We start from the raw sequence: 19,971 nt of genomic DNA, 5'->3' as shown, positions 1-19,971 counted from the left end.
AACGTCAACAAACAGGAATCACCATGGCAAAAACAGTCGGTATTTCAGAACAAGAACTATACGCACCAGTACACTGGAACGATTGCACAGGTGAATATGAAGATATTCAGTACCACAAATCCGAAGATGGTATCGCAAAAATTACCATCGCCCGCCCTCAAGTACGCAATGCATTCCGCCCTCAAACCGTAAAAGAAATGATCAATGCGCTAGCGGATGCTCGCTATGACGAAGGCGTTGGTGTGATCATTTTGACAGGACTTGGCGAAAAGGCTTTCTGCTCGGGTGGTGATCAAAAGATCCGTGGCGATTACGGCGGCTATCAAGACGATTCAGGTACTCATCACCTCAACGTGCTTGATTTCCAGCGCCAGATCCGCACTTGCCCTAAACCAGTTATCGCGGCTGTTGCGGGTTGGGCTGTAGGTGGTGGTCACGTATTGCATATGATGTGTGACTTGACGATTGCCGCAGAAAACGCTCAGTTTGGTCAGACTGGACCAAAAGTTGGTTCGTTTGATGGCGGCTGGGGTGCCTCATATATGGCTCGAATTGTCGGTCAAAAGAAAGCTCGTGAGATCTGGTTCCTATGCCGTTTCTATGATGCTAAAGAAGCATTGGATATGGGGCTGGTTAATACGGTGGTGCCACTTGACGAATTGGAAAAGGAGACCGTCCGTTGGTGTCGCGAAACCCTGCAACATAGCCCTATGGCATTACGCTGCTTGAAAGCGGCCCTAAATGCTGATTGTGATGGCCAGGCTGGTCTCCAAGAATTAGCCGGTAACGCAACCATGATGTTTTACATGACAGAAGAAGGTCAGGAAGGTCGCAATGCGTTTAATGAAAAACGTCGACCAGACTTTAATAAATTCCCTCGTAATCCTTGATGTGTTGTTCGGTTTATAACGTGAAAGCAAAGCTGCTTAACAGAGTATCTTTGGTTATCCGTCTAAATCAAAAGCTATCAAATAAACAACAGTATATATCAACGATTACACAACGATGATAAGGGATATTGGTATGAGAACAGCCAAACTGTATCGCTACGAGCTGCCTATGGACAGCGGAGTGATACTGAGAGAGCAGAGGCTCACGGAACGAGAAGGCTTTGTGGTTGTACTAGAAAGTGACGGAGAAATAGGTCGAGGTGAAATTGCGCCTTTACCGGGGTTTAGCATTGAGAGTTTGGATGAGGTTTACCCTCAGCTCATCGAACAACTTACTCTTTGGCAAAGTGGTCAAGTCCTCGACTACAAAGATTTATACCCATCGGTGGCTTTTGGTTTATCCATGGCGCAACTGGAGTTGGCTAACGGCCTTCCTGACACAGGCTGTTACCAAGCCGCGCCGCTGTGCTCTGGTGACCCAGACGAGCTGCTGCCTAAACTTGATCGCATGTCAGGCCAAAAAGTGGCGAAAATCAAAGTGGGGCTGTATGAACCTGTTCGTGATGGGTTGCTTGTCAGTCTGTTCTTGGAATCTATTCCAGACCTCACGTTAAGGCTAGACGCCAATAGAGCTTGGACCGCAGAAAAAGCGCAGCAATTTGCCAAAAAGATTGCACCTTCTCTGCGTCAACGGATCGCGTTTGTCGAAGAACCCTGCCAGGCTCCAGGTGATAGCTTTTCTTTTGCTATCGATACTGGGATTGCCATTGCTTGGGACGAAACTCTTCAACATGCTATCCGTAAAGATGACTTTAAACTGGAAGACTATAATGGAGCCAAAGCCATTATTATAAAGCCAACGTTAATTGGTTCTGTGGAGCGTTGTATAGAGCTGATCGACCGCGCTAAAGCGTTAGGTATAAAGCCTGTGGTCAGTTCAAGTATTGAATCCAGTGTGGGCCTGACGCAATTGGCTCGATTTGCCCAATGGCAGCTACCTGAAGAGATTCCGGGCTTAGACACCATAGGTTTGTTTGCCCAGCAACTAGAAGTGACTTGGCCTGGCTGTGATCTTCCGGTGACTGCTCTGTCAGGCCAGTCACTCATCTGGCAATCTTAATGCAAAACCAACTCTCTCCTTTGAAACGATGGGCTCAGTTGAGCCCATCTTTGTTAGCCCTGCATCATCAAGAGAGGCAATACACCTGGGCTGAGCTAGTACAAATGGTGGATGAAGTTGCGGCGAGCTTATCTGCACAGGGGCTAGCGCGCGGCGAGGTGTTGACGTGTGTTGGTAAAAACAGCTTGGATCTATTGTTAGCCTATCTTGCGTGCATGGAGATTGGTGCAATTTGTGCTTTGACGATGCCACAGACTCAAGTAGAGCTGGATACCAAGTTGGCATCACTCTACTTGCCGGAAACAGAGCGAAAAGTTTGGGTGGCACCACCTAACTTGATGCTTTCTTCCTTGTCGACGATGACGGTAGAGCGTGCAGATTTGGCGGACTATCCCGCGGGTTATCAAGCCGATAATTTAGCGTCGATTGTATTTACGTCAGGTTCAACAGGAACACCGAAAGCGGTGGCGCACACCTCTGCCCAACATATAGCTTCTGCATCAGGATTGCTGGAAAAATTCACTTTTAAGCAGGGCGATAGCTGGTTGTTAAGCTTACCTATGTACCATGTTTCGGGATTGGCGATTATCTATCGCTGGTTGCATGCAGGTGCGATGTTAAAAGTGGGGGCCGGACTGTTTCAAGAAGATATTCGTCACGTGACGCATGCGTCGCTGGTGGCAACGCAACTTCAGCGGTTATTGGACAGTAATATGCCACTTGAACTGACCCATGTCTTACTCGGGGGCAGTCACATCGCCGTTTCTCTGAGCCTCAAAGCGGAGCAACAGGGGATTGAAACTTGGCTAGGTTATGGCATGACGGAAGCGGCTTCTACCGTGACGGCGAAGCGGGTAGATAGTGACACTACGGCAGGCAAGGTATTGCCCAAGCGCAGGGTGAAACTTGAAGGGCAGAGGATTTACATCGGGGGAGAAACGCTAGCCTCTGGTTATTACCAGCAGGGTACGCTTGAACCTATGGTGCACGACACGTGGTTCGATAGCAAAGATCTCGGTGAATGGAAAAACGATGAGCTGCAAATTATCGGCAGAGTAGACAATCTGTTCATCTCAGGTGGCGAAAACATTCATTGTGAAGAGATAGAAGCCGTACTCAACCAGCTCCCAGATGTGATTCAATCCATTATAGTGCCAATTGAAGACCAAGAGTTTGGGCATCGGCCGATCGCCGTTATTCAAAGTCATCAAGGGTTAGATATAAACTGTATCGAGCAGCATCTCGGTGAGTTTTTAACTCGATTTAAATGGCCGATCGCCTACTACGAGTTGCCAGAGTGTCTTTGCCAGTCGGGGATCAAAGTGTCGCGAAAAGCAGTCAAAGATTGGCTTTTGACTCAACTCGATAAATAATGTGCAGCACAGAATCGGTGACTAGTCGTGAAATCACCACATTTCTCTCTAATTAACTGGCGAACGCTTTTTCTTTGGCTGAGCTCTCATGCCCAGCGCACTCAGCAAGCAATGGCCTGTTCGTTACTCAATCGGCCAATGTGAAAGTCAACTTAGTTGAAATTGATCTTTCATAGTCCAAATCTGAATTTATCAAACTTATAACTCTATCTCATAATACTGCCTGAAATATGAGTATATGGATATAAGAGGCGATCATGAAAGCCGTCATTGTGTTGGCAATATTGATTCAGATTGTGGTTGCAGTGCAAAGTGAAGGCTTGGTGCGATCACTGGCTGAGTTATCTGCGTTTCTATTTATCGCCGCTTTGGTCTTAATATACCAACGACAAAAGCGCAAAAAGCTTAAAATTGAGCCGGAGGAGCTTTAGCTAAGTGTCAACCATGCTAATGAGCTGGTCGATATAGCAATCCACAGCGTAACACCAAACAGCAGGGGTTTAGGTCCTGCCGATTTGAGCTTTTCCACCGAAATTCCGCAGCCAATCAAAAACAAACACACCACTAAAGCCCGTTTAGCAATATCGAAGATTCCCTGATAAATCACCTCAAACTGTGGCAACAGATCGCTGACTGCAATCGCGACGCAATAAAACAAGATGAAGTAGGGGATAGTGATTTTCTTCGAATCGCTACGGAATAAAAAGGCGCTAAACAACGCAACCGGAATAATCCAAAGAGCCCTTGCCAGTTTTAAGGTTGTCGCGGTGGTGAGTGCTTCCTCACCGTAGGCGGAGGCAGCACCAACGACGGATGAAGTATCATGTATGGCAATCGCTGCCCAAGTGCCGAAAGTATGTTGATCGAGATTCAGCGCATGGCCAATCACAGGGAAGACAAACAGAGCTATAGAATTTAGGACAAATACGGTGGCTAAAGAAAGGCCGATTTGCTCATCGTTTGCTTTGATAGCAGGAGAAACCGCGGCGATCGCACTGCCACCACAGATGGCGGTTCCAGAAGAAATCAGATAGCCCGTTTCTTTATTGAGGCCAATGGCTTTTGCCACCCACCAGCCTATAAATAAGGTGCCGATAATGGTAGTAATGATAAGACCAATGCCATCTGAAGTAACCGCAAGGGCATTTTTGAATTGAATGCCAAAGCCCAAGCCGACTATTGAATAAGCCAATAGTTTTTTGGTCACTTTTGCCAGATTAAAATCTTGTGGCACCATGCCCAATGAAGCCAGTAAGAAACCAATCACCAATGCGGTTGGTGAAGTCACCCATGGTGTTAGGCAGATGATCATTGCCAACCAAAATGGCAGTTGCTTTTTAATCGTCGTCATTACAGAAAGTAGCAATCAAAACAGCTGGTGAGTGTAACCAAATCCAGCCGATAAGTAGATTTGAATGAATTGAACATACGTTCACATTTAATGAACGTATGTTCGTAAAGTTATTTCCAGTCACCTCTGAGCTGAGAGACCTTATGCTGCATTAACTTAGTGGTTGCCGCTGATGAGTCGACAGGCTGACCTGCTTCTATCTCTAACTTGGACCTGAATCTGCTAGGCAGCCCGCTACAAGCCTTACCTTTATATCGACTGAAGAAGCTACCCCATAAACCTTTAATCGCAATAGGGATAACTGGGACAGGACTCCGTTTTAGAATGATGTCCATACCACGCATAAAGTCATTCATTTCACCATCGCTAGTGAGGCGCCCTTCAGGAAAAATACATACCAAATGACCTTCTTCTAACGCTTGTTCTATCTCACCAAACGCATTGCGAATGGAGCGTCGGTTGGAAGCTGAGATAGGGATTACTCCCGCGCGCTTAAGAAAACGACGCAAAGGTGGAAGGTTGGCGTAATCTTCTTCCATTACAAAGCGAATCAGCCTTGGGCAAACCGCACTCAACAACAAGGCGTCCATATAACTGACGTGGTTACAGACAATGAGTGCCCCCCCTTTTTCAGGCAGGTGGTGTAAGTTTTTATGGTTCACGCGATACATGGTATGCGTCAGTATCCAGACGATGAATCGTACGGCAAAAACAGGTACACGCAAGAACAAGGACATGGCAACCACTAGGTTCATGAATGCGAGTAACAAGAACAGCTGCGGAATACTCATTTCTATCACCGCTAGGCAGACGATACCGAGTACAGCACTGCCAACCATAAACAGTGAGTTATAGATGTTGAGTGCTGCAATCACCTGAGCGCGCTCTGTGACTTTGGCACGCTGCTGCATCAATGCATAGAGTGGCACAATAAACACCCCACCAGATGCACCCAGCATCAACAGCGAGATGAACACCGGCCATAATGGCTGATAAGACACAAAATCTGTAAAGCTTTCAAACTCCGGCAGACTGGCTGGGACAGAGGTTGCCATTAAGAAACCAAATATTGAAATCCCTAAACTACCCAGTGGCACGATACCGACTTCAATTCTGTGGTTGGATAATTTATCACAAGCCAGCGATCCAATGGCAATACCGACAGAAAAAAGTGCCAGTAGGAACGAAACAGCACTTTCACTGCCATTGAGATAAAGTTTCGTGAAATTAGGGAACTGAGTCAGGTAGGCAGCCCCCAAGAACCAGAACCAGCTGATCGCCATCAAGGCTTGGAAAATCGTTTTGTCAGATTTAGCGATGGCGATGGTATTACGGGTTTGTTTGATCGGCTGCCAGCGGAATTTTATGTCTGGTGCGCTTGCGGGGGCTTCAGGAATTGAACGACTGGCGAGGTACCCAAACACGGCAAACAATACGACGCATCCTGCTGCCACGTATTTGGCGCTTTCCGCTGAAGCAATAATGCCTGCACCTAGCGTGCCGAGAAGAATGGCGAGAAACGTGCCTGTTTCTACCAAAGCATTACCCGGCACCAGCTCTTGCGGTTTAAGCTGCTGTGGTAATAGTGCGTATTTTACCGGACCGAAAAATGCCGATTGCGTCCCCATCAAGAACAGTAGAATTAACAGGATGACGTAGCTTTCGGTGATAAAGCCAATTGCCCCCAGAGTCATAATGCCAATTTCAGCCAGTTTGACCTTGCGAATGAACCAAGACTTCTCATACTTATCGGCCAATACGCCAGCAGAGGCAGAAAAAAGGAAGAAAGGCAAAATAAACAAGCCAGCCGCAAGGTTGATGAATAAATTGCTGGAGATAGGTAAGGCACCAGCACCAGCGAAAGCGACGAAAAGCAGTAAGACGTTTTTAAAAATATTATCGTTAAAAGCACCAAAAAATTGGGTCACGAAATAGGGCAGAAATCGTCTCTGTCCTAAAAGAGAAGTTTGGCTGTTTGGCATGGTGATCCTTGTTCCTTTAGGATGCGATTACCAGTTCGCGATGTAGTTAGAGAGTAGGTTATTTATCAGTTCTTTGCCGTCGATAGGTTCTGCTGCGAAGAACTTATCATCAACACTCAACAAGGTAATACCATGGACACCAGACCAAAGTACTCGACTGGCTTGTAACACTTCCTTTTCTGAACGGTGAGGAGCGATAACTTGGAGTAGCTGTTCAAGCATGCCCGTCATGCTATCAATACGTTCAGCTTGCCATTCGGGTAGCGTCTCACCATGCATATTGTGTTCGAAAATTAACTGCCAACGGTAAGGGTGGCGCTGGGCAAAGTCGTGATAACAGTAAGCGAGCTCGTACAAGGCCGTTTTTGGCGCCTGACTCTGTTCAACAACCACTTTTGCTTCACTTGCTAGCTCATCTAGAGTCTGAGCGACAGCATGAAGCAGCAGTAGATTGTAATTACCAAACACGTTGACCAGTGTGCTTGGCACATAGCCGATCATATTCGCAACCTTGCGCAAACTTAACTCGTGATAGGAGTTTTCGCTCAAGAATTCTTTTACTGTGTCTAACGTGAGAGCGATAAGCTCATCGCGTGTATGATCGTTTCTACGGGCCATGACAAAATTTCAAAAATGAACAACGTTCAATATTCTAATGAGGCTGTGTGTGAAGCGCAACTGACTATCTTCGAATTTGCAATACTTTGATACATGTATTCGACTTTGGCATATTTCATTCTCTAGAGACAAAGGCTACTATTGCCCCATAAGTATAATTCTTACCTTATACAGGAAACCCTAAGGAAAAATATGAAACGACTTTTTTCCCTCGTTGCGTTACTAATGGTCTCTGTTGCTATTACTCCTATCGCTGAAGCGAAGAAGTTCGGTGGCGGCAAGTCATTTGGTAAGAGCTTTAAAACAGCTCCTGCACCAAAGCAACAACAGCAAAACACAAACACGATTGGTAAAGACCAAGGCGCAAAAACGCAAGGGTCGACTAAAAAAGGCCTGATGGGCGGATTGCTTGGCGGTCTGTTAGCGGGCGGTTTGTTAGCGGCATTCTTCGGTGGCGCGTTTGAAGGAATCCAGTTCATGGATATCCTTATCATGGGTTTGGTGGCGTTTGTCATCTTCAAATTGATGCGAGGTCTGCTTGGGTCGAAGCAAGGCAGTATGAATCAGCATAAACAGCAGCCTGCTTTCGGCGGCTCTGCAGCTAAATTTGAGCAGCCTAATGTTCATAATTTCGAACAGCAGCCTCAGTCTGGCAGCCAAGGCGGTTTTGGTTTTGGTGCTCAGTCCGATATTCCGCACAACTATCCACCGGGTTTTGACAAAGTGGCTTTTGTGAATGGCTCTCGTGAGCATTACAGAACGCTTCAAGGTGCATGGAACCACAACCAGCTTGAAACGATTGAGGAATATGTTTCTCCAAGTCTGTTTGAAGATTTAAAATCAGAGCGTGCGAAACTGGAAGGTGAGCAGCATACAGATGTGATGTACGTTGACGCAGAAATCGTTCGTGCCGACTACGATGCAAGCAAAGCACAGCTTAGCTTACAGTTTAGCGGTCGCTACCGTGATACAGTAGAGAATGTTGAAGAAAACATTGAAGACATCTGGCACCTTGAGCGTGACCTAACGGTACCTAATGCTCCATGGTTGATTGTCGGTATTCAAGGTTAACCGCACAACCTGATAATAAACGCCCGAGCCAAGTGCTTGGGCGTTTTTGTATTGGACAAAGACTTGATAAGATAATTCGATACAGAACAACAATAGGCAAGTAAAGTGGCTGAATTTAAGTATAAAAACCTTTCTCAGGAAGAGCAGGATAAATTGGATGCAGCGGTATTTCGCCGCCTACTTTCTCATCTTGATGAGAATAAAGACGTACAGAACATCGATCTAATGATCCTTGCGGGGTTCTGCCGTAACTGTTTCAGTAAATGGTATAAAGCTGAAGCGGAAACTCAGGGTTTAGAGCTGGATATCGATGATGCACGTGAGCGTGTTTATGGTATGACTTACGATGAGTGGAAACAGAACCACCAGCCGAAAGCGACACCTGAACAACTCGCGGCTTTCGAAGCACGTCAGAAAAAGCGTTAACGCTCTCCCCTGATATGAAACACGCCACTCAGATGAGTGGCGTTTGAGTTTCCAACTGATGTTGTTATTGTTATTTAGATTTGGCCCGTTGCTTTAAACGCTTCTAATTTTGCGAGATAAGGTTGCAAGTCGCCGATGTTTTGTTTGACCCACTCACTATTGTAGTAGGTGTCTAGATAACGTTCACCACTATCACACAAAAGTGTCACGATAGAGCCTGTTTCGCCGCGTGCTTTCATTTCACTTGCTATCTGCAGTACACCGTATAGGTTAGTTCCCGTTGACGCACCTACTTTACGGCCAAGGATCTTTTCAAGCCAATGTGCCGTTGCAACAGAAGCGGCATCTGGAATGGTGCGCATCTCATCAATCACGCCTGGAATGAAACTTGGCTCTACGCGAGGTCGACCGATGCCTTCGATTTTACTTCCGCAGTTGCCCTTGAGTTCAGGGTTCCCTGTTTTGAAGAATTCGTGGAAGACAGAATTTTCAGGGTCAACGACGCAAAGTTTAGTCGAGTGTTGTTGATAGCGAATAAAACGGCCAATAGTAGCGGAAGTCCCGCCCGTGCCTGGGCTCATGACTACCCATTTAGGAATAGGGTTATCTTCAAGCTTCATCTGGCTGAAAATAGAATTGGCGATATTGTTGTTACCACGCCAGTCTGTCGCACGCTCGGCATAGGTGAACTGGTCCATGTAATGGCCATTGAGTTCTTTCGCTAATCGATGTGATTCTGCGTAGATTTGATCTGAGCGATCAACCAAATGTGCTTGACCACCATAAAACTCAATCTGCTCAATTTTCTTCTTCGCTGTGCATTTAGGCATAACGGCAATAAATGGCAAACCAAGTAGCCGAGCAAAATAGGCTTCTGATACAGCAGTACTGCCAGATGATGATTCAATAATTGGGGTTTCTGGGCCGACCCATCCATTACAGATTGCGTAAAGAAACAGTGAGCGTGCCAGACGATGCTTTAAAGATCCTGTCGGATGTGTACTTTCATCTTTGAGATAAATATCGATCCCTGCCACACTGGGCAAATCCAATTTGATCAAGTGCGTATCCGCGGAACGTTGGAAATCAGCCTCAATTTTTCGAATCGCGTTATTAATCCAGTTGTGGTCTGTACACATGAGTACCTCCTTAGCATCGTTATGCTAATAATCTATCTATATATTAGGAGAAATGCTTTGCCTAATTGCCTTTAATTTGCTTTATTTGTAGAAAATTTTTCTATAGGAGTTCTTTATGGGTGTGGAGTTGGATAAGGTAGACCGAAAAATTTTAGCGTTGTTACAACAAGATGGAACCTTGTCCTTAAATGACTTGGCAGAGGCGGTGAATTTAACGACTACACCGTGCTGGAAGCGGCTGAAAAAGCTTGAAGAATCAGGTGTCATTGAAAAAAGGGTGGCTTTGCTTAACCCGGAAAAGCTCGACTTATCTTTCACCGCTTTTGTTTTGGTGAAAACCTGCGACCATTCCCATGAGTGGTACAGTCAATTTGTTTCTACCGCTGCAGACTTTCCTGAAGTGATGGAATTTTATCGAATGGCTGGTGAGTACGACTACATGATGAAAGTTCAGGTCAAAGATATGCAATGCTTTGATAACTTCTATAAAAAATTAGTTAACTCCATCGCTGGCATCTCCAATGTCACGTCAACCTTTGCCATGGAGCCGCTGAAATACACGACAGCGCTACCGATTGGAGAAACGTAAAGAAGTGTATAGACACGTAAAGTCTGGTAAATCAGATTTATAAATTTGCAGAGCTGGCTAATCTCACTAAAAACAATGATTAGTTGGGTGAATGAAATGCCAGTCTCAAATTTAGTCTCATATTCCGCGACGGGTGTACTGACGTTGTTGCTGTTTGGGTGCAATAGTGGTGAAGAGGAAAGCTCGACCACAACTTCCACGTCGCGATCTGATATCACCAATACCTTTTTCACTAATCTTTCTGGTGACTGTCAGCAATATTTAGGAACTTTCTTTTCCTCAGTCAGTGATATTCAGCGGTCGCTATTGTTCACCGGGCAAGTTGATATTTCCTCTAGTGGTTCAAAGTGTATTGTGGCGTCGAATGCGATTCCGAATCATGATTTTAATGATGCGACGGCTTCATTTGCGACGAATGTGACAGAGCAGAGCATCCGTTATGAGTTCACTGCTTCTCCGAGTGTTGCGTCCAGTGCCACAGCGCTTAGCTTGGGAACCTCTGAGGCGATCTTGCTCAACGGCGTCAAAGTGGACTTGCTCGCGGCGGCTTGCTACGGCGTCGGCGATGAAAAAACAGGGTGCGGGCAAGACCAGATCAATAATCCTTGGCGTTACGACCCTATGTCTTCCTTGAATGGCTTCGGTACGGATATCCATAATGCTCACGTTCAGCCGACAGGGGCGTATCACTATCATGGCAATCCGGTCGCCATGTTCATTCAGGATTGTGCTGGTGGACAGGCTTCTCCGGTCATTGGCTTTGCAGCTGATGGCTTCCCAGTGTATGGCAGTTGCTTCACGGACACGTCAACAGGTCAAGTGAGAAAGGCGGTGGCTAGCTATCAGTTGAAATCAGGTGCCCGTGTCGACGAAGGCAGCTATACCGCTCCCGTTGTGGGAGGTAATGTCGTCAGTAGCAACTACGATGGACAGTTCCGTGGGGATTGGGAATACACAGTTGGTTTAGGGGATCTCGATGAATGCAATGGTATGACAGTGAATGGCCAGTATGCTTACTATATCACTGACTCTTTTCCTTGGGTTCTCAACTGTTTTAAAGGCACCGTAGATTCGAGTTTCAGCGGCTACAGTGCCGAGCGTTCACATGGGCATTCACATTGAGCATGCATCGGAGACGCAAAGAAGCCAGCGATGGCTTCTTTGTCGTTTCTACTCCACTGAAAAATGTTCAAGTACCAGTTTTGCTACTTGGTTGAGCGTTTGATTGCGCTGCGCGATATCAAGCTCTGTGTGGGTCAAATAAAGACTGATAATGATCGGTTTATGCTGCTCGTTCCATACCAGTGCGTTGATCGCTCTTGAACCTTGCTCACCAGCGCCGGTGCGATCAGCAATGGACCAACCTTGGGGTAAAATAGAGCGGATCAGAGAATCTGAGATTTTATTGTTTTTCATCCAAGTCAGCAGAGTCTGTTGGTTTTTTTCGCTCAACCCGTCTTGAAGCAAAATGGTGTTGAGAGACGTGACCATCGCATGAGGAGAGGTGGTATCGCGTTTATCACCTGGAGTGGCTTGATTCAGTTCCGGTTCAAAGCGGTCAAGGCGGGTGACTTTATCATCGAGAGTGCGGACAAATTGTGTCACTTGCTGCGGGCCGCCAATTTGATGCAATACGATATTGGCCGCCGTGTTATCGCTCATCAGCATCGTCGCTTCGCAAGCTTGTTGAATTGTCATGTCTTGACCAATCAATTTTTCAGTGACCGGAGACCAAGTCACCAGATCGCTTTCTTTAATCGTGGTCGTGTCGTTTAAGCTAAGCTTGTTTTGGTCGGCAAGGTCGAGTGCGCTGGCACACATCAGTGCTTTAAAGGTACTCATCATAGGGAAGCGCTCATCGCCACGATATTGCCACTGATGATTATTTTGGGTATCCAAAACGGCGACACCGAGACGACCACCAGATTGAGTCTCTAACTGAGCGACTTGTTGTGTGAGTGTGTCTGCAACCGTGTGTGACGACAAAAAGAGACAGGTCAGAGTTATAAGTATATTTTTCATTAAGATAAGCCAAATATTATACGTGGCTTTGCATCCTAATCTGAGGTCATGTCCTGAGTAAACCCGATGGGTTTAGAGTATACATAATTCTGACATTCGGTCTCTTGTTTGGGAAAGGCTATTTGGTAAACCGCATCACACCTTCCTGAACGGCAGAAGCCACCAGATGACCTTGACGGTTATAGATCTCACCACGTACTAAGCCACGCGTGTTACTGGCCGTCGGGCTTTCAATCACGTAGAGCAACCACTCATCCATCTTAAAAGGTCGATGGAACCATATTGAATGGTCGATGGTGGCGACTTGGAAATTAGGCGTCATCAGTGATACGCCATGTGGATGCAATGCGGTGACCAGAAAGCCCCAGTCTGAAGCGTAGCCGAGAAGATATTGATGAATGAGTTGGTTGTCCGGCATGGCTCCGTTGGCCTTAATCCACAGATATTGCTTTGCTTCTTCTTTGTGGGGTTTTAGTGGGTTTACCACTGTTACAGGGCGAGTTTCAATCGGTTTCTCACCACAAAAGGCCACTTTGATTTTCTCTGGCAAAAAGTCTGCTATTTGTTCAGCAAGCTCTGATTCAGAAGCGTAATTCTCAGGGCCTGGAATGTCTGGCATGGCGTTTTGATGCTCAAAACCTGGGGCCTCACCATGGTAAGAAGCGGTGAGATAAAAAATCGGTCGACCATTTTGGATGGCTTTGACACGGCGAGTACTAAAACTTCTTCCATCCCGCAAGTTTTCTACGTCATACACAATCGGCTTTTCCGGATCCCCAGGGTAGAGAAAATAGCTATGAAATGAATGAACAGTTCGATCATCAGCCACTGTGTATCGAGCGGCAGAGAGTGCTTGGCCAATCACTTGACCACCGTATACCTGAGGCAAGCCAAGGTTCTCACTTTGGCCTCTGAAAAGCCCTTCTTCTAGCTTTTCCAGTTGTAATAGTTCTAGAAGTTCGTCGAGAGGCTTACTCATTCTCACACCTTTAACAATTTCATCAATATAGCCTTATTCTAAGCACAAATTGATCAGTTAAACAGATACTTGAACATTAAGTTATAAAAATATCTTTAGACTCAGGGTGGAGAATTCTGCTGGTTCACATCATGACAAACCAGAGAGTGAAATCTATAATAGTTGGAATTTTAATGAGTTAGTGAGGGGTTATGAAGAAAGGATTAACTCTACTAGTGGTCGCTTTACTTGGGCTGACATTGTTGGGTTGCCAGTCCCCAGCAAAACCGACTAAAGACGATAAAATAGATGCCATTACAGGTACGATTACATACCGAGAACGTATTGCGTTACCCGCAAACGCGCTGGTGACAGTGACTCTACAAGATATCTCACTCGCTGATGCGCCCGCGACAGTGATAGCAAAACACCGATTTGAAACGGGAGGTACTCAGGTTCCTTTTAAATTTGATTTAGCGTTTGATCCCAGAAAAATAAAGCCCCATCACACTTATAGCGTCAGTGCTCGAATCGAGGTGGAAGGCCAATTGCGTTTCATCAGTGATACCGTATATCCGGTTATCACCGATCGTCAACAGACCAGCCAACTTGACTTAGTTTTAGTGAACGTCAGTCAATAATCTGGGCTGTAAAATGGCAGCCTAGGGCTGCCAGCGAAACTTTCTCAAGCTCACCTTTCCATCGTTGGTGACTTCAATATCTTCTGCTATCAGCAACTCCCTTTGTCTAACTAAATGCTGCCCTTTTAGCGAAATCCTTCCTTGGCTATTAATGACCCTAAACCAAGGAAGTTTGGAATCTTTTGGCAGGTTCCCCAAGGCTTTTCCAACATGGCGCGCATAGCCTGGATAACCGGCAAGCTTGGCAATATCGCCGTAAGTCGTGACTTTTCCACATGGAATTTGGTGAATCACCGCAAAGATTTGCACTAAAAACTGGTCCATAATGATGTTGTCCTAGTTCGATTTTTCCATGGAAGGGATGAGGAGAGGGCATGGTATTTTCTACATTTCAGTTCATAGTGACAACCTTGTTGGCCGTGGTTTGTGCTCGGGCTATCAGTCTGAGTGACGGCGACATTCCAATTTTGGCGTTGATCATTCCTGCGTTATGGATCATTCCGAACAAGGGCAGTGCCGGACTTATTTTGATGGCGGCACTCACAACCTATGGTTTGACGTTGCCGTATCAGCCGATTGCACTGTCGATGAGCCAGTGGATCCTATTTCCACTAATGATGGTGGTGTTTTCCAGACGAAGCACTTTAGGTGTCGTATTGACCGCGGCACTGATTGTGGTGACCTTGCAGGTGGGCATTATGACGACTCAGTCGGCGGGCAAACTCGGTGGAGAACCAGTAGTCACCGTGGTGCAGACGTTGGCGGTGATAGTGACATGGTGGGCTGTACGTTATTGGCAACCCAATAACCAACATAGTTGGTGGGCGTTGGGGCTTATTTTACCTCTGTGGATGGCTGACTTATCCTACGCGGCATTGGTTGCACTCTGTGTCACGGGCATATTCGCGTCTATGGAGAGCTTGGCTAAATTAGAAAGCTTTCATTGGGGAAAACTGTTGTGTTGGACACTCCCTACGGTCGGATTTGCTGCATTGGTCGTTACGCCAACGGTTGAGGTGCCAAACCCAGTGTTTGTTGTGTGGATTTGCCTACTGGGTACCGCGTGGATGACAGACTATATTCTGCGTAGCTCAGAAGAGGAAGCCGATTTGTAATCAAAAATAATAAATTGATTTTAAAATATGCGCTTGGACAATTTCACTATCTATGCCAGAATTGCGCATATTTTAAACATCACTTATTGTGTGGTTGCACGTAACCACCTACTCGTCACACTGCCTTTTTGAACCTTCTCTATGCTAATAAAACGACGCTTCGGCTGGATAGCTGTCATGTTTTTTACTATCTGGTTTCCGCCCGTCAAAGCCCAGACTCCCAATTACAAAGTTGCCATGGAAGCAGACGACGTGGTGACGCGCGTCCTGTTCGATGCCGTTGCGTCTAAGTTTTCTCTTAATATTGAATACGTCTATTATCCCAGCTTTGGCGCAATCCTTGACTCAGTGAGAGCTGGAGAGAGTGACTTCGCGGCGAACGTGACTTTTACACCAGAGAGAGCGTTAAATTTCGATTTCTCTAGTCCAACCAATATTGAATATACGTACGTATTTAGTGCTACGAATGCTACATTGGACGGGATTCGCACTGTCGGTGTGCCAAAAGGTACCATCTATGGTGAGCTAATACGCAACGCATTTCCCTCGATAACCTTGGTAGAGTACTCTGGTCAGTCGGAAGCGTTAACATTACTCAAGCAAGGGAGTGTGGGTGGTGTGGTTGATGCTATCAATCAGCTCAAGCCTATGTTGATTGCGGGTTATGACGCTCAGCTACTTAACAATCAGCTTTCAGTTAAACCTGTCTCCATCGTCGCACGTAAAGGTGCCCATCCGGCTTTGTTAAAAAGGATTGAGCACTATGTACACAGTGCTGAAGTGCAGAAACTTTTGCGCGAATCTATCAATCAATATCAGTTTGAGATCCGTCAGCAGGCACTACGACAAGCGGTACTCAGTAGTGGTATCAACTTTAATCGCCCACTCAGAGTTAAAATAGAAAATATCGGTCAATACGCCACTTACCGCAAGGATGGTTCTATCGCCGGTATTACCGCGGATATTGTTGTTCAAGCTTGCGATATTCTGATGTTGAATTGTCAGATTGAAAGCACAGCGGATGAATCTTGGGAAAGTATGTATGGTGATTTGCTCGCCAAGCGAATAGATGTGCTTTCTCCGATTGCTATCTCTGAAGTTCGCAAAGATCTTGTTTACTACAGTGAACCGTATTATCAGCCCGAAGCGATATTGGTTAAGCGCGAAGGTTACAAAGATAATGTATATAGCAATGTATCAGAGCTGATTGCTGAGCGTGTCGGTGTGGTAAAAGATGACTTTTATGAGGAGCTACTCAGAGGATTACTGCCCAAGAAAACATTACTCACCTACGACAGCAGTGAGTCGCAACTGAAGGCGTTAATGAATCATGAAGTCGACTACATTGCGATAAGCCGAGCCAACTTCAATTCGCTTTTGCGAGAGTCAAAAGATCTCCTTCCTTTGAAGGAAGATCCGTTGATAGGGGGGTATTACACTTCAGATATCGCGATTGGTTTTGCTAAAAATCAGATAGGGGCATCGCTAGCTCCTCTATTCAGTCGGGCGCTGAAAATGATAGATACCGAGCGAATTGTCCAACGCTATGACTATCGGCCAGACTGGAAAGCCACCCTTCAGGCGGAACAGCGCTTTTCGCGTCATATCAGGGCGTTGTTTATGCTGGTGTTAGCCTTCCTAGCGATTGTCGCTATGTATCTTCACAACCAGTCAACCACAGACAATCTGACCCGACTCAAGAATCGACGTTCAATGCACAGGCGTTTCCGCTCGGGTATAAGTGCTCATTACACCTTGCTCTATCTAGATGTGAATCGCTTTAAGTTCATCAATGACACCTACGGTCATGAAATCGGTGACCAGGTTCTGCGCGCGGTGGCAGAACAAATCGAACGTTTCTGGAAAGGGTACCGATATAGAATTGGCGGCGATGAGTTTATTCTTATTGGTCAGCCAGATTCGCAATCCTTAAACTCACTTTTGGAGAAGCTTTCCACTATACATTTTGTGTCTGAAGCGCATCAGGTGTCTTTGGAACTCTCCGTGGCGATAGGCGTGTCTTTTCCGAGAGAAGGGCTGATGCCCCTGCAAGAAGTCCTTAATCAAGCTGACCAAGCCATGTACGATCATAAACGAGAAAGTCATCAAGGTATGCGAAGTAGTCAGTCTCATGAGCAAAATGTTGTCCATTTAAGTCAGGGTGGTTAACGACTAATCACTTGGCACTAAATCGAAGGAAATATTAGGAATTTCCCTTGAATTACCTGCGGTGATGGCTGATAATCCCCTCACTCCTTAGCCATGCTAAGGAAACAGAATCTATGGAGGCCCTGGTCCTCCCGCAACAATAGCTCGTGAACTCGGTCAGGTCCGGAAGGAAGCAGCCGCAGCGAGTGACTTGTGTGCCGGGATGTGGCTGGGGCTTCCACCCATTAAAAACGCCGCTTTTATTAGCGGCGTTTTGCTATCTAAATTTCACCAAAGCAATGTCTTACCCACGCTAAGAGCATGCAAGGCTTAGTGCAAGGTGCTGAATTTGATCAGTACATCGAAGAGCAGAAGCAAAAAGAGCTCAGCCAGAGAGCAGAAGAAGAGAAGCTAAGGTCACTTCGTTTTGCGTGATTTCCCTGGCCTCAAATCAAGCCAATATAACTGCAAATTAATGGTACTAAGCGCATTTAATAAACCAAGCGAAAATAGATTATGGTGCCTGTCCCTAAATCACTTTTCTTCTCAGCCTTAAACAATAGCAGCCGTTCTCTGTGACGGCCTTGTCTAAACCTCATCCTTTACTCGACACATTGTTAACACACCTCTTTACAAGGTACTGATTTTTGACCACTTAATCGGCCTGCGCGCTGAAACCGTTGACTCTTCAGAACCCCAGCGATATCCTGCAAAAGCACTGGCAAAATCCAGTGCCAGGATTGAACCCCTGCCTTAATTCACTAGTCGCATAGAGCGTCAGCAAAACGCTGCTCCCTATGTGCTGCCTTGGCGCACCTGTAGAAAACGGATTGGTTTTTGTTTGAACAATCCGGTTGGTATTACGGTGAGCTGGGCGAGGCAGCTTCGGCTGGCCGTTTACTAGTGAGCGGTAGGTTCAACCTTGTTCAGTTCACCACCCGTTGTTATGGGGTCTCTGTGTGGTGATGAAGATTTCATCTTGCTGGAGGTTGTCATGCCGAAACCTAATGATAGTCATGTCCTAAAGACCCTCAATTCTATTTGCTATCGTATTCACACCGAGCCTGAATTGATGCGCTCCCATATGCGTGATTTATCGACGCTGCTCAACGGGCCCGACCCCAAACAAACATCCCAATATAGCTGGCTCGAAGCCTTTATCAGACAAGCGCAACTCAATCGCTTCACCGAGCACTGCTCCCCATCTCGCGATACTCCCGATCTTTGTTTAATCAAGCTGCAAAACCAAAATGCCTATAACTTGTGTTTTACCCAAGATGTTGACCAATGTATTTGTCATTTGCAGTCTTTGTGCGCGCAGCCGATTGAACTGGTGGCTTACGGAAAGGCGAAACTGAGCCCAGATGCACTGCTTGAGGTACTGTCTGAACCGCAGATCCAGAAGAACCGCTGGTTTCCATTGAGCGATAGTCAGCGAGATGGCATCGTTAAAACGCTTAAGGCAGAGCAAACTCTCACCTCGCGTTGATTAGCCATCAACGAGCAGGTGTGGCATTACTGAGGTTTTGGAGTAGGTTACTCGCTCTAAATTATTGTTAGTAATAGAATTTTTTCTATTCTTGCTAATATACCCCCCACGCTCGCTTTTATATATTGATGCGATGTATATCTTGACGCATTTATATTGATTTTCAGTTACTTATAATAGGTTAATGGCAAGTCAGACAGAAAAACGAGACTGCCTGTTATTAAGGATGTTATATGCTCAAAAGATAAGGAACAATTCATTTGGAAGCTATGGAAATTGCAGGAAGTACACTTGTTATACTCAGCATCCTTGTTAGTGCTTTTTTGTACATGCGCTCGACATCCACGCTAGCAAATCTAATGTTGTAGGAAAGGCATTGTTGATGTTGACGGAAGAAGGAAACACAGATCGAAAGTTCTCTGGTGGCGTCAATAAATACCTGTTTCCTTTATAAATAGTCGTCCCCATACCTTTACTGTATTGGTGGAGTAGGTGGGGTGACATTTCAATCTTGGTCGTGACATAAAACAATCGCAACGCTTTGGTTTCTGGTACAATTCGGCGTAATTATTGATTGAACGTACATCAACAGGTAAACCATGGTTCAACAACACCAACAAGAACTTCAAAAACAGCTCTGGAACATCGCCAACACGCTGCGTGGCAATATGTCGGCAGACGACTTTCGTGACTACATTCTGGGGCTGATCTTTTACAAGTATCTCTCAGATAAGCTAAACCGTTACTGTGATGAGCTGCTTGCCGAAGATGGCATTACCTTTCTTACTGTTGGCGTTGGTGCTGCTGATGATAAAGAGCTAATCAATGACCTTCGTGTAGAGTGTGTTGAGAACCTTGGTTACTTTATTGCGCCTAAACAGCTTTTCTCAAGTCTAGCGGGGCGCTGGCGGATCCCCTCATAATTCTCCCAGTCCACAGGTATGCGTTAGGCGCTGATATTCCACCATTGTCCAGTGATATTGGGACTCTTGTATTCGGTATCTCCGATGACAACGTATTTCCTTTCCAAGCCTAGGAA

General features: G+C 46.0%; 19 protein-coding genes, 1 other RNA gene and 1 pseudogene. 14 read left to right on the top strand and 7 right to left on the bottom strand.

The genetic code is table 11. The features are described 5' to 3' along the window. The first annotated feature begins 23 nt into the window (after window positions 1–23). From menB to TW84_RS24830, 4 genes are all read left to right on the top strand, one after another. Window positions 24–890 (top strand): 1,4-dihydroxy-2-naphthoyl-CoA synthase, encoded by an 867-nt coding sequence (menB, locus tag TW84_RS09780; RefSeq protein WP_045975472.1) that lies wholly within the window; start codon window positions 24–26, stop codon window positions 888–890. A 133-nt stretch (window positions 891–1,023) separates the two neighbouring features. Beyond that, complete coding sequence (gene menC / locus TW84_RS09775; RefSeq protein ID WP_045975471.1) at window positions 1,024–2,010, top strand: o-succinylbenzoate synthase; 987 nt, start codon at window positions 1,024–1,026, stop codon at window positions 2,008–2,010. Further along, window positions 2,010–3,383 (top strand): o-succinylbenzoate--CoA ligase, encoded by a 1,374-nt coding sequence (menE, locus tag TW84_RS09770; protein ID WP_045975470.1) that lies wholly within the window; start codon window positions 2,010–2,012, stop codon window positions 3,381–3,383. Before menC ends, menE begins: the two co-directional genes overlap by 1 nt. Before the next feature lie 257 nt (window positions 3,384–3,640). Further along, entirely contained in the window at window positions 3,641–3,814 is a 174-nt protein-coding gene (locus tag TW84_RS24830; protein ID WP_167336327.1) for a hypothetical protein, read from the top strand. Here the strand turns inward: TW84_RS24830 and TW84_RS09765 are convergent. The 3 genes from TW84_RS09765 to TW84_RS09755 all read right to left on the bottom strand — a co-directional run bounded on the left by TW84_RS09765 (window position 3,811) and on the right by TW84_RS09755 (window position 7,334). Continuing rightward, window positions 3,811–4,734, bottom strand: a complete 924-nt coding sequence (locus tag TW84_RS09765; protein WP_045975469.1) for a YeiH family protein — start codon at window positions 4,732–4,734, stop codon at window positions 3,811–3,813. The genes TW84_RS24830 and TW84_RS09765 overlap by 4 nt on opposite strands. Before the next feature lie 110 nt (window positions 4,735–4,844). Further along, window positions 4,845–6,716, bottom strand: coding sequence for an MFS transporter (locus TW84_RS09760; protein WP_045975468.1), 1,872 nt, complete (start codon window positions 6,714–6,716; stop codon window positions 4,845–4,847). 27 nt (window positions 6,717–6,743) lie between these two features. Beyond that, on the bottom strand, window positions 6,744–7,334 hold the full coding sequence (locus tag TW84_RS09755; RefSeq protein ID WP_045975467.1) for a TetR/AcrR family transcriptional regulator: 591 nt from the start codon (window positions 7,332–7,334) through the stop codon (window positions 6,744–6,746). A 192-nt stretch (window positions 7,335–7,526) separates the two neighbouring features. On the opposite strand from TW84_RS09755, the gene TW84_RS09750 reads away from it, so the two are divergent. Then, a complete protein-coding gene (locus TW84_RS09750) occupies window positions 7,527–8,405 on the top strand; it encodes a Tim44 domain-containing protein (RefSeq protein WP_045975466.1) in 879 nt (292 codons plus the stop codon). Window positions 8,406–8,510: 105 nt separating this feature from the next. Next, the gene (locus TW84_RS09745; RefSeq protein ID WP_045975465.1) at window positions 8,511–8,831 is read left to right on the top strand and encodes a DUF1244 domain-containing protein; all 321 of its coding nucleotides are present in this window, start codon (window positions 8,511–8,513) and stop codon (window positions 8,829–8,831) included. Window positions 8,832–8,905: 74 nt separating this feature from the next. Here TW84_RS09745 and TW84_RS09740 read toward each other — a convergent pair whose 3' ends face one another. Continuing rightward, on the bottom strand, window positions 8,906–9,970 hold the full coding sequence (locus tag TW84_RS09740; protein WP_045975464.1) for a PLP-dependent cysteine synthase family protein: 1,065 nt from the start codon (window positions 9,968–9,970) through the stop codon (window positions 8,906–8,908). A gap of 115 nt (window positions 9,971–10,085) precedes the next feature. Between TW84_RS09740 and TW84_RS09735 the strand changes: the two genes are divergently transcribed. Together TW84_RS09735 and TW84_RS09730 are read left to right on the top strand one after the other, a co-directional pair. Then, window positions 10,086–10,559 carry an Lrp/AsnC family transcriptional regulator gene (locus TW84_RS09735; RefSeq protein ID WP_045975463.1) on the top strand — a complete coding sequence of 158 codons (474 nt, stop codon included), beginning with the start codon at window positions 10,086–10,088 and terminating at the stop codon, window positions 10,557–10,559. Window positions 10,560–10,655: 96 nt separating this feature from the next. Then, window positions 10,656–11,681, top strand: a complete 1,026-nt coding sequence (locus TW84_RS09730; RefSeq protein WP_205622478.1) for a YHYH protein — start codon at window positions 10,656–10,658, stop codon at window positions 11,679–11,681. Window positions 11,682–11,729: 48 nt separating this feature from the next. On the opposite strand, the gene bla is transcribed toward TW84_RS09730, so the two are convergent. Beyond that, entirely contained in the window at window positions 11,730–12,581 is an 852-nt protein-coding gene (gene bla / locus TW84_RS09725) for a class A beta-lactamase (RefSeq protein WP_045975461.1), read from the bottom strand. 118 nt (window positions 12,582–12,699) lie between these two features. Continuing rightward, on the bottom strand, window positions 12,700–13,560 hold the full coding sequence (gene tesB, locus TW84_RS09720; protein WP_045975460.1) for an acyl-CoA thioesterase II: 861 nt from the start codon (window positions 13,558–13,560) through the stop codon (window positions 12,700–12,702). Between the two features lie 191 nt (window positions 13,561–13,751). Between tesB and TW84_RS09715 the strand changes: the two genes are divergently transcribed. Beyond that, window positions 13,752–14,180, top strand: a complete 429-nt coding sequence (locus tag TW84_RS09715) for a YbaY family lipoprotein (protein WP_045975459.1) — start codon at window positions 13,752–13,754, stop codon at window positions 14,178–14,180. 21 nt (window positions 14,181–14,201) lie between these two features. Here the strand turns inward: TW84_RS09715 and TW84_RS09710 are convergent, their stop codons facing one another. Further along, complete coding sequence (locus TW84_RS09710; RefSeq protein WP_045975458.1) at window positions 14,202–14,504, bottom strand: MGMT family protein; 303 nt, start codon at window positions 14,502–14,504, stop codon at window positions 14,202–14,204. A gap of 50 nt (window positions 14,505–14,554) precedes the next feature. On the opposite strand from TW84_RS09710, the gene TW84_RS09705 reads away from it, so the two are divergent. The 5 genes and pseudogenes from TW84_RS09705 to TW84_RS09690 all read left to right on the top strand — a co-directional run. Then, window positions 14,555–15,295, top strand: coding sequence for a VP0952 family biofilm-associated protein (locus tag TW84_RS09705; protein WP_045975457.1), 741 nt, complete (start codon window positions 14,555–14,557; stop codon window positions 15,293–15,295). Between the two features lie 177 nt (window positions 15,296–15,472). Then, window positions 15,473–17,464 carry a GGDEF domain-containing protein gene (locus TW84_RS09700; RefSeq protein WP_045975456.1) on the top strand — a complete coding sequence of 664 codons (1,992 nt, stop codon included), beginning with the start codon at window positions 15,473–15,475 and terminating at the stop codon, window positions 17,462–17,464. Between the two features lie 120 nt (window positions 17,465–17,584). Further along, window positions 17,585–17,681: signal recognition particle sRNA small type (gene ffs / locus TW84_RS23850), an RNA gene on the top strand. A 756-nt stretch (window positions 17,682–18,437) separates the two neighbouring features. After that, the gene (locus tag TW84_RS23730; protein ID WP_157634024.1) at window positions 18,438–18,932 is read left to right on the top strand and encodes a hypothetical protein; all 495 of its coding nucleotides are present in this window, start codon (window positions 18,438–18,440) and stop codon (window positions 18,930–18,932) included. Between the two features lie 599 nt (window positions 18,933–19,531). Next, window positions 19,532–19,837: pseudogene (locus TW84_RS09690) on the top strand (type I restriction-modification system subunit M N-terminal domain-containing protein); the annotation flags it as partial. Between the last annotated feature and the right edge of the window lie 134 nt (window positions 19,838–19,971).

The organism is Vibrio neptunius (genome assembly GCF_000967495.1).
In the GTDB taxonomy this organism is placed as follows: domain Bacteria; phylum Pseudomonadota; class Gammaproteobacteria; order Enterobacterales; family Vibrionaceae; genus Vibrio; species Vibrio neptunius.
This window is presented reverse-complemented; position numbering and strand designations above follow the sequence as displayed.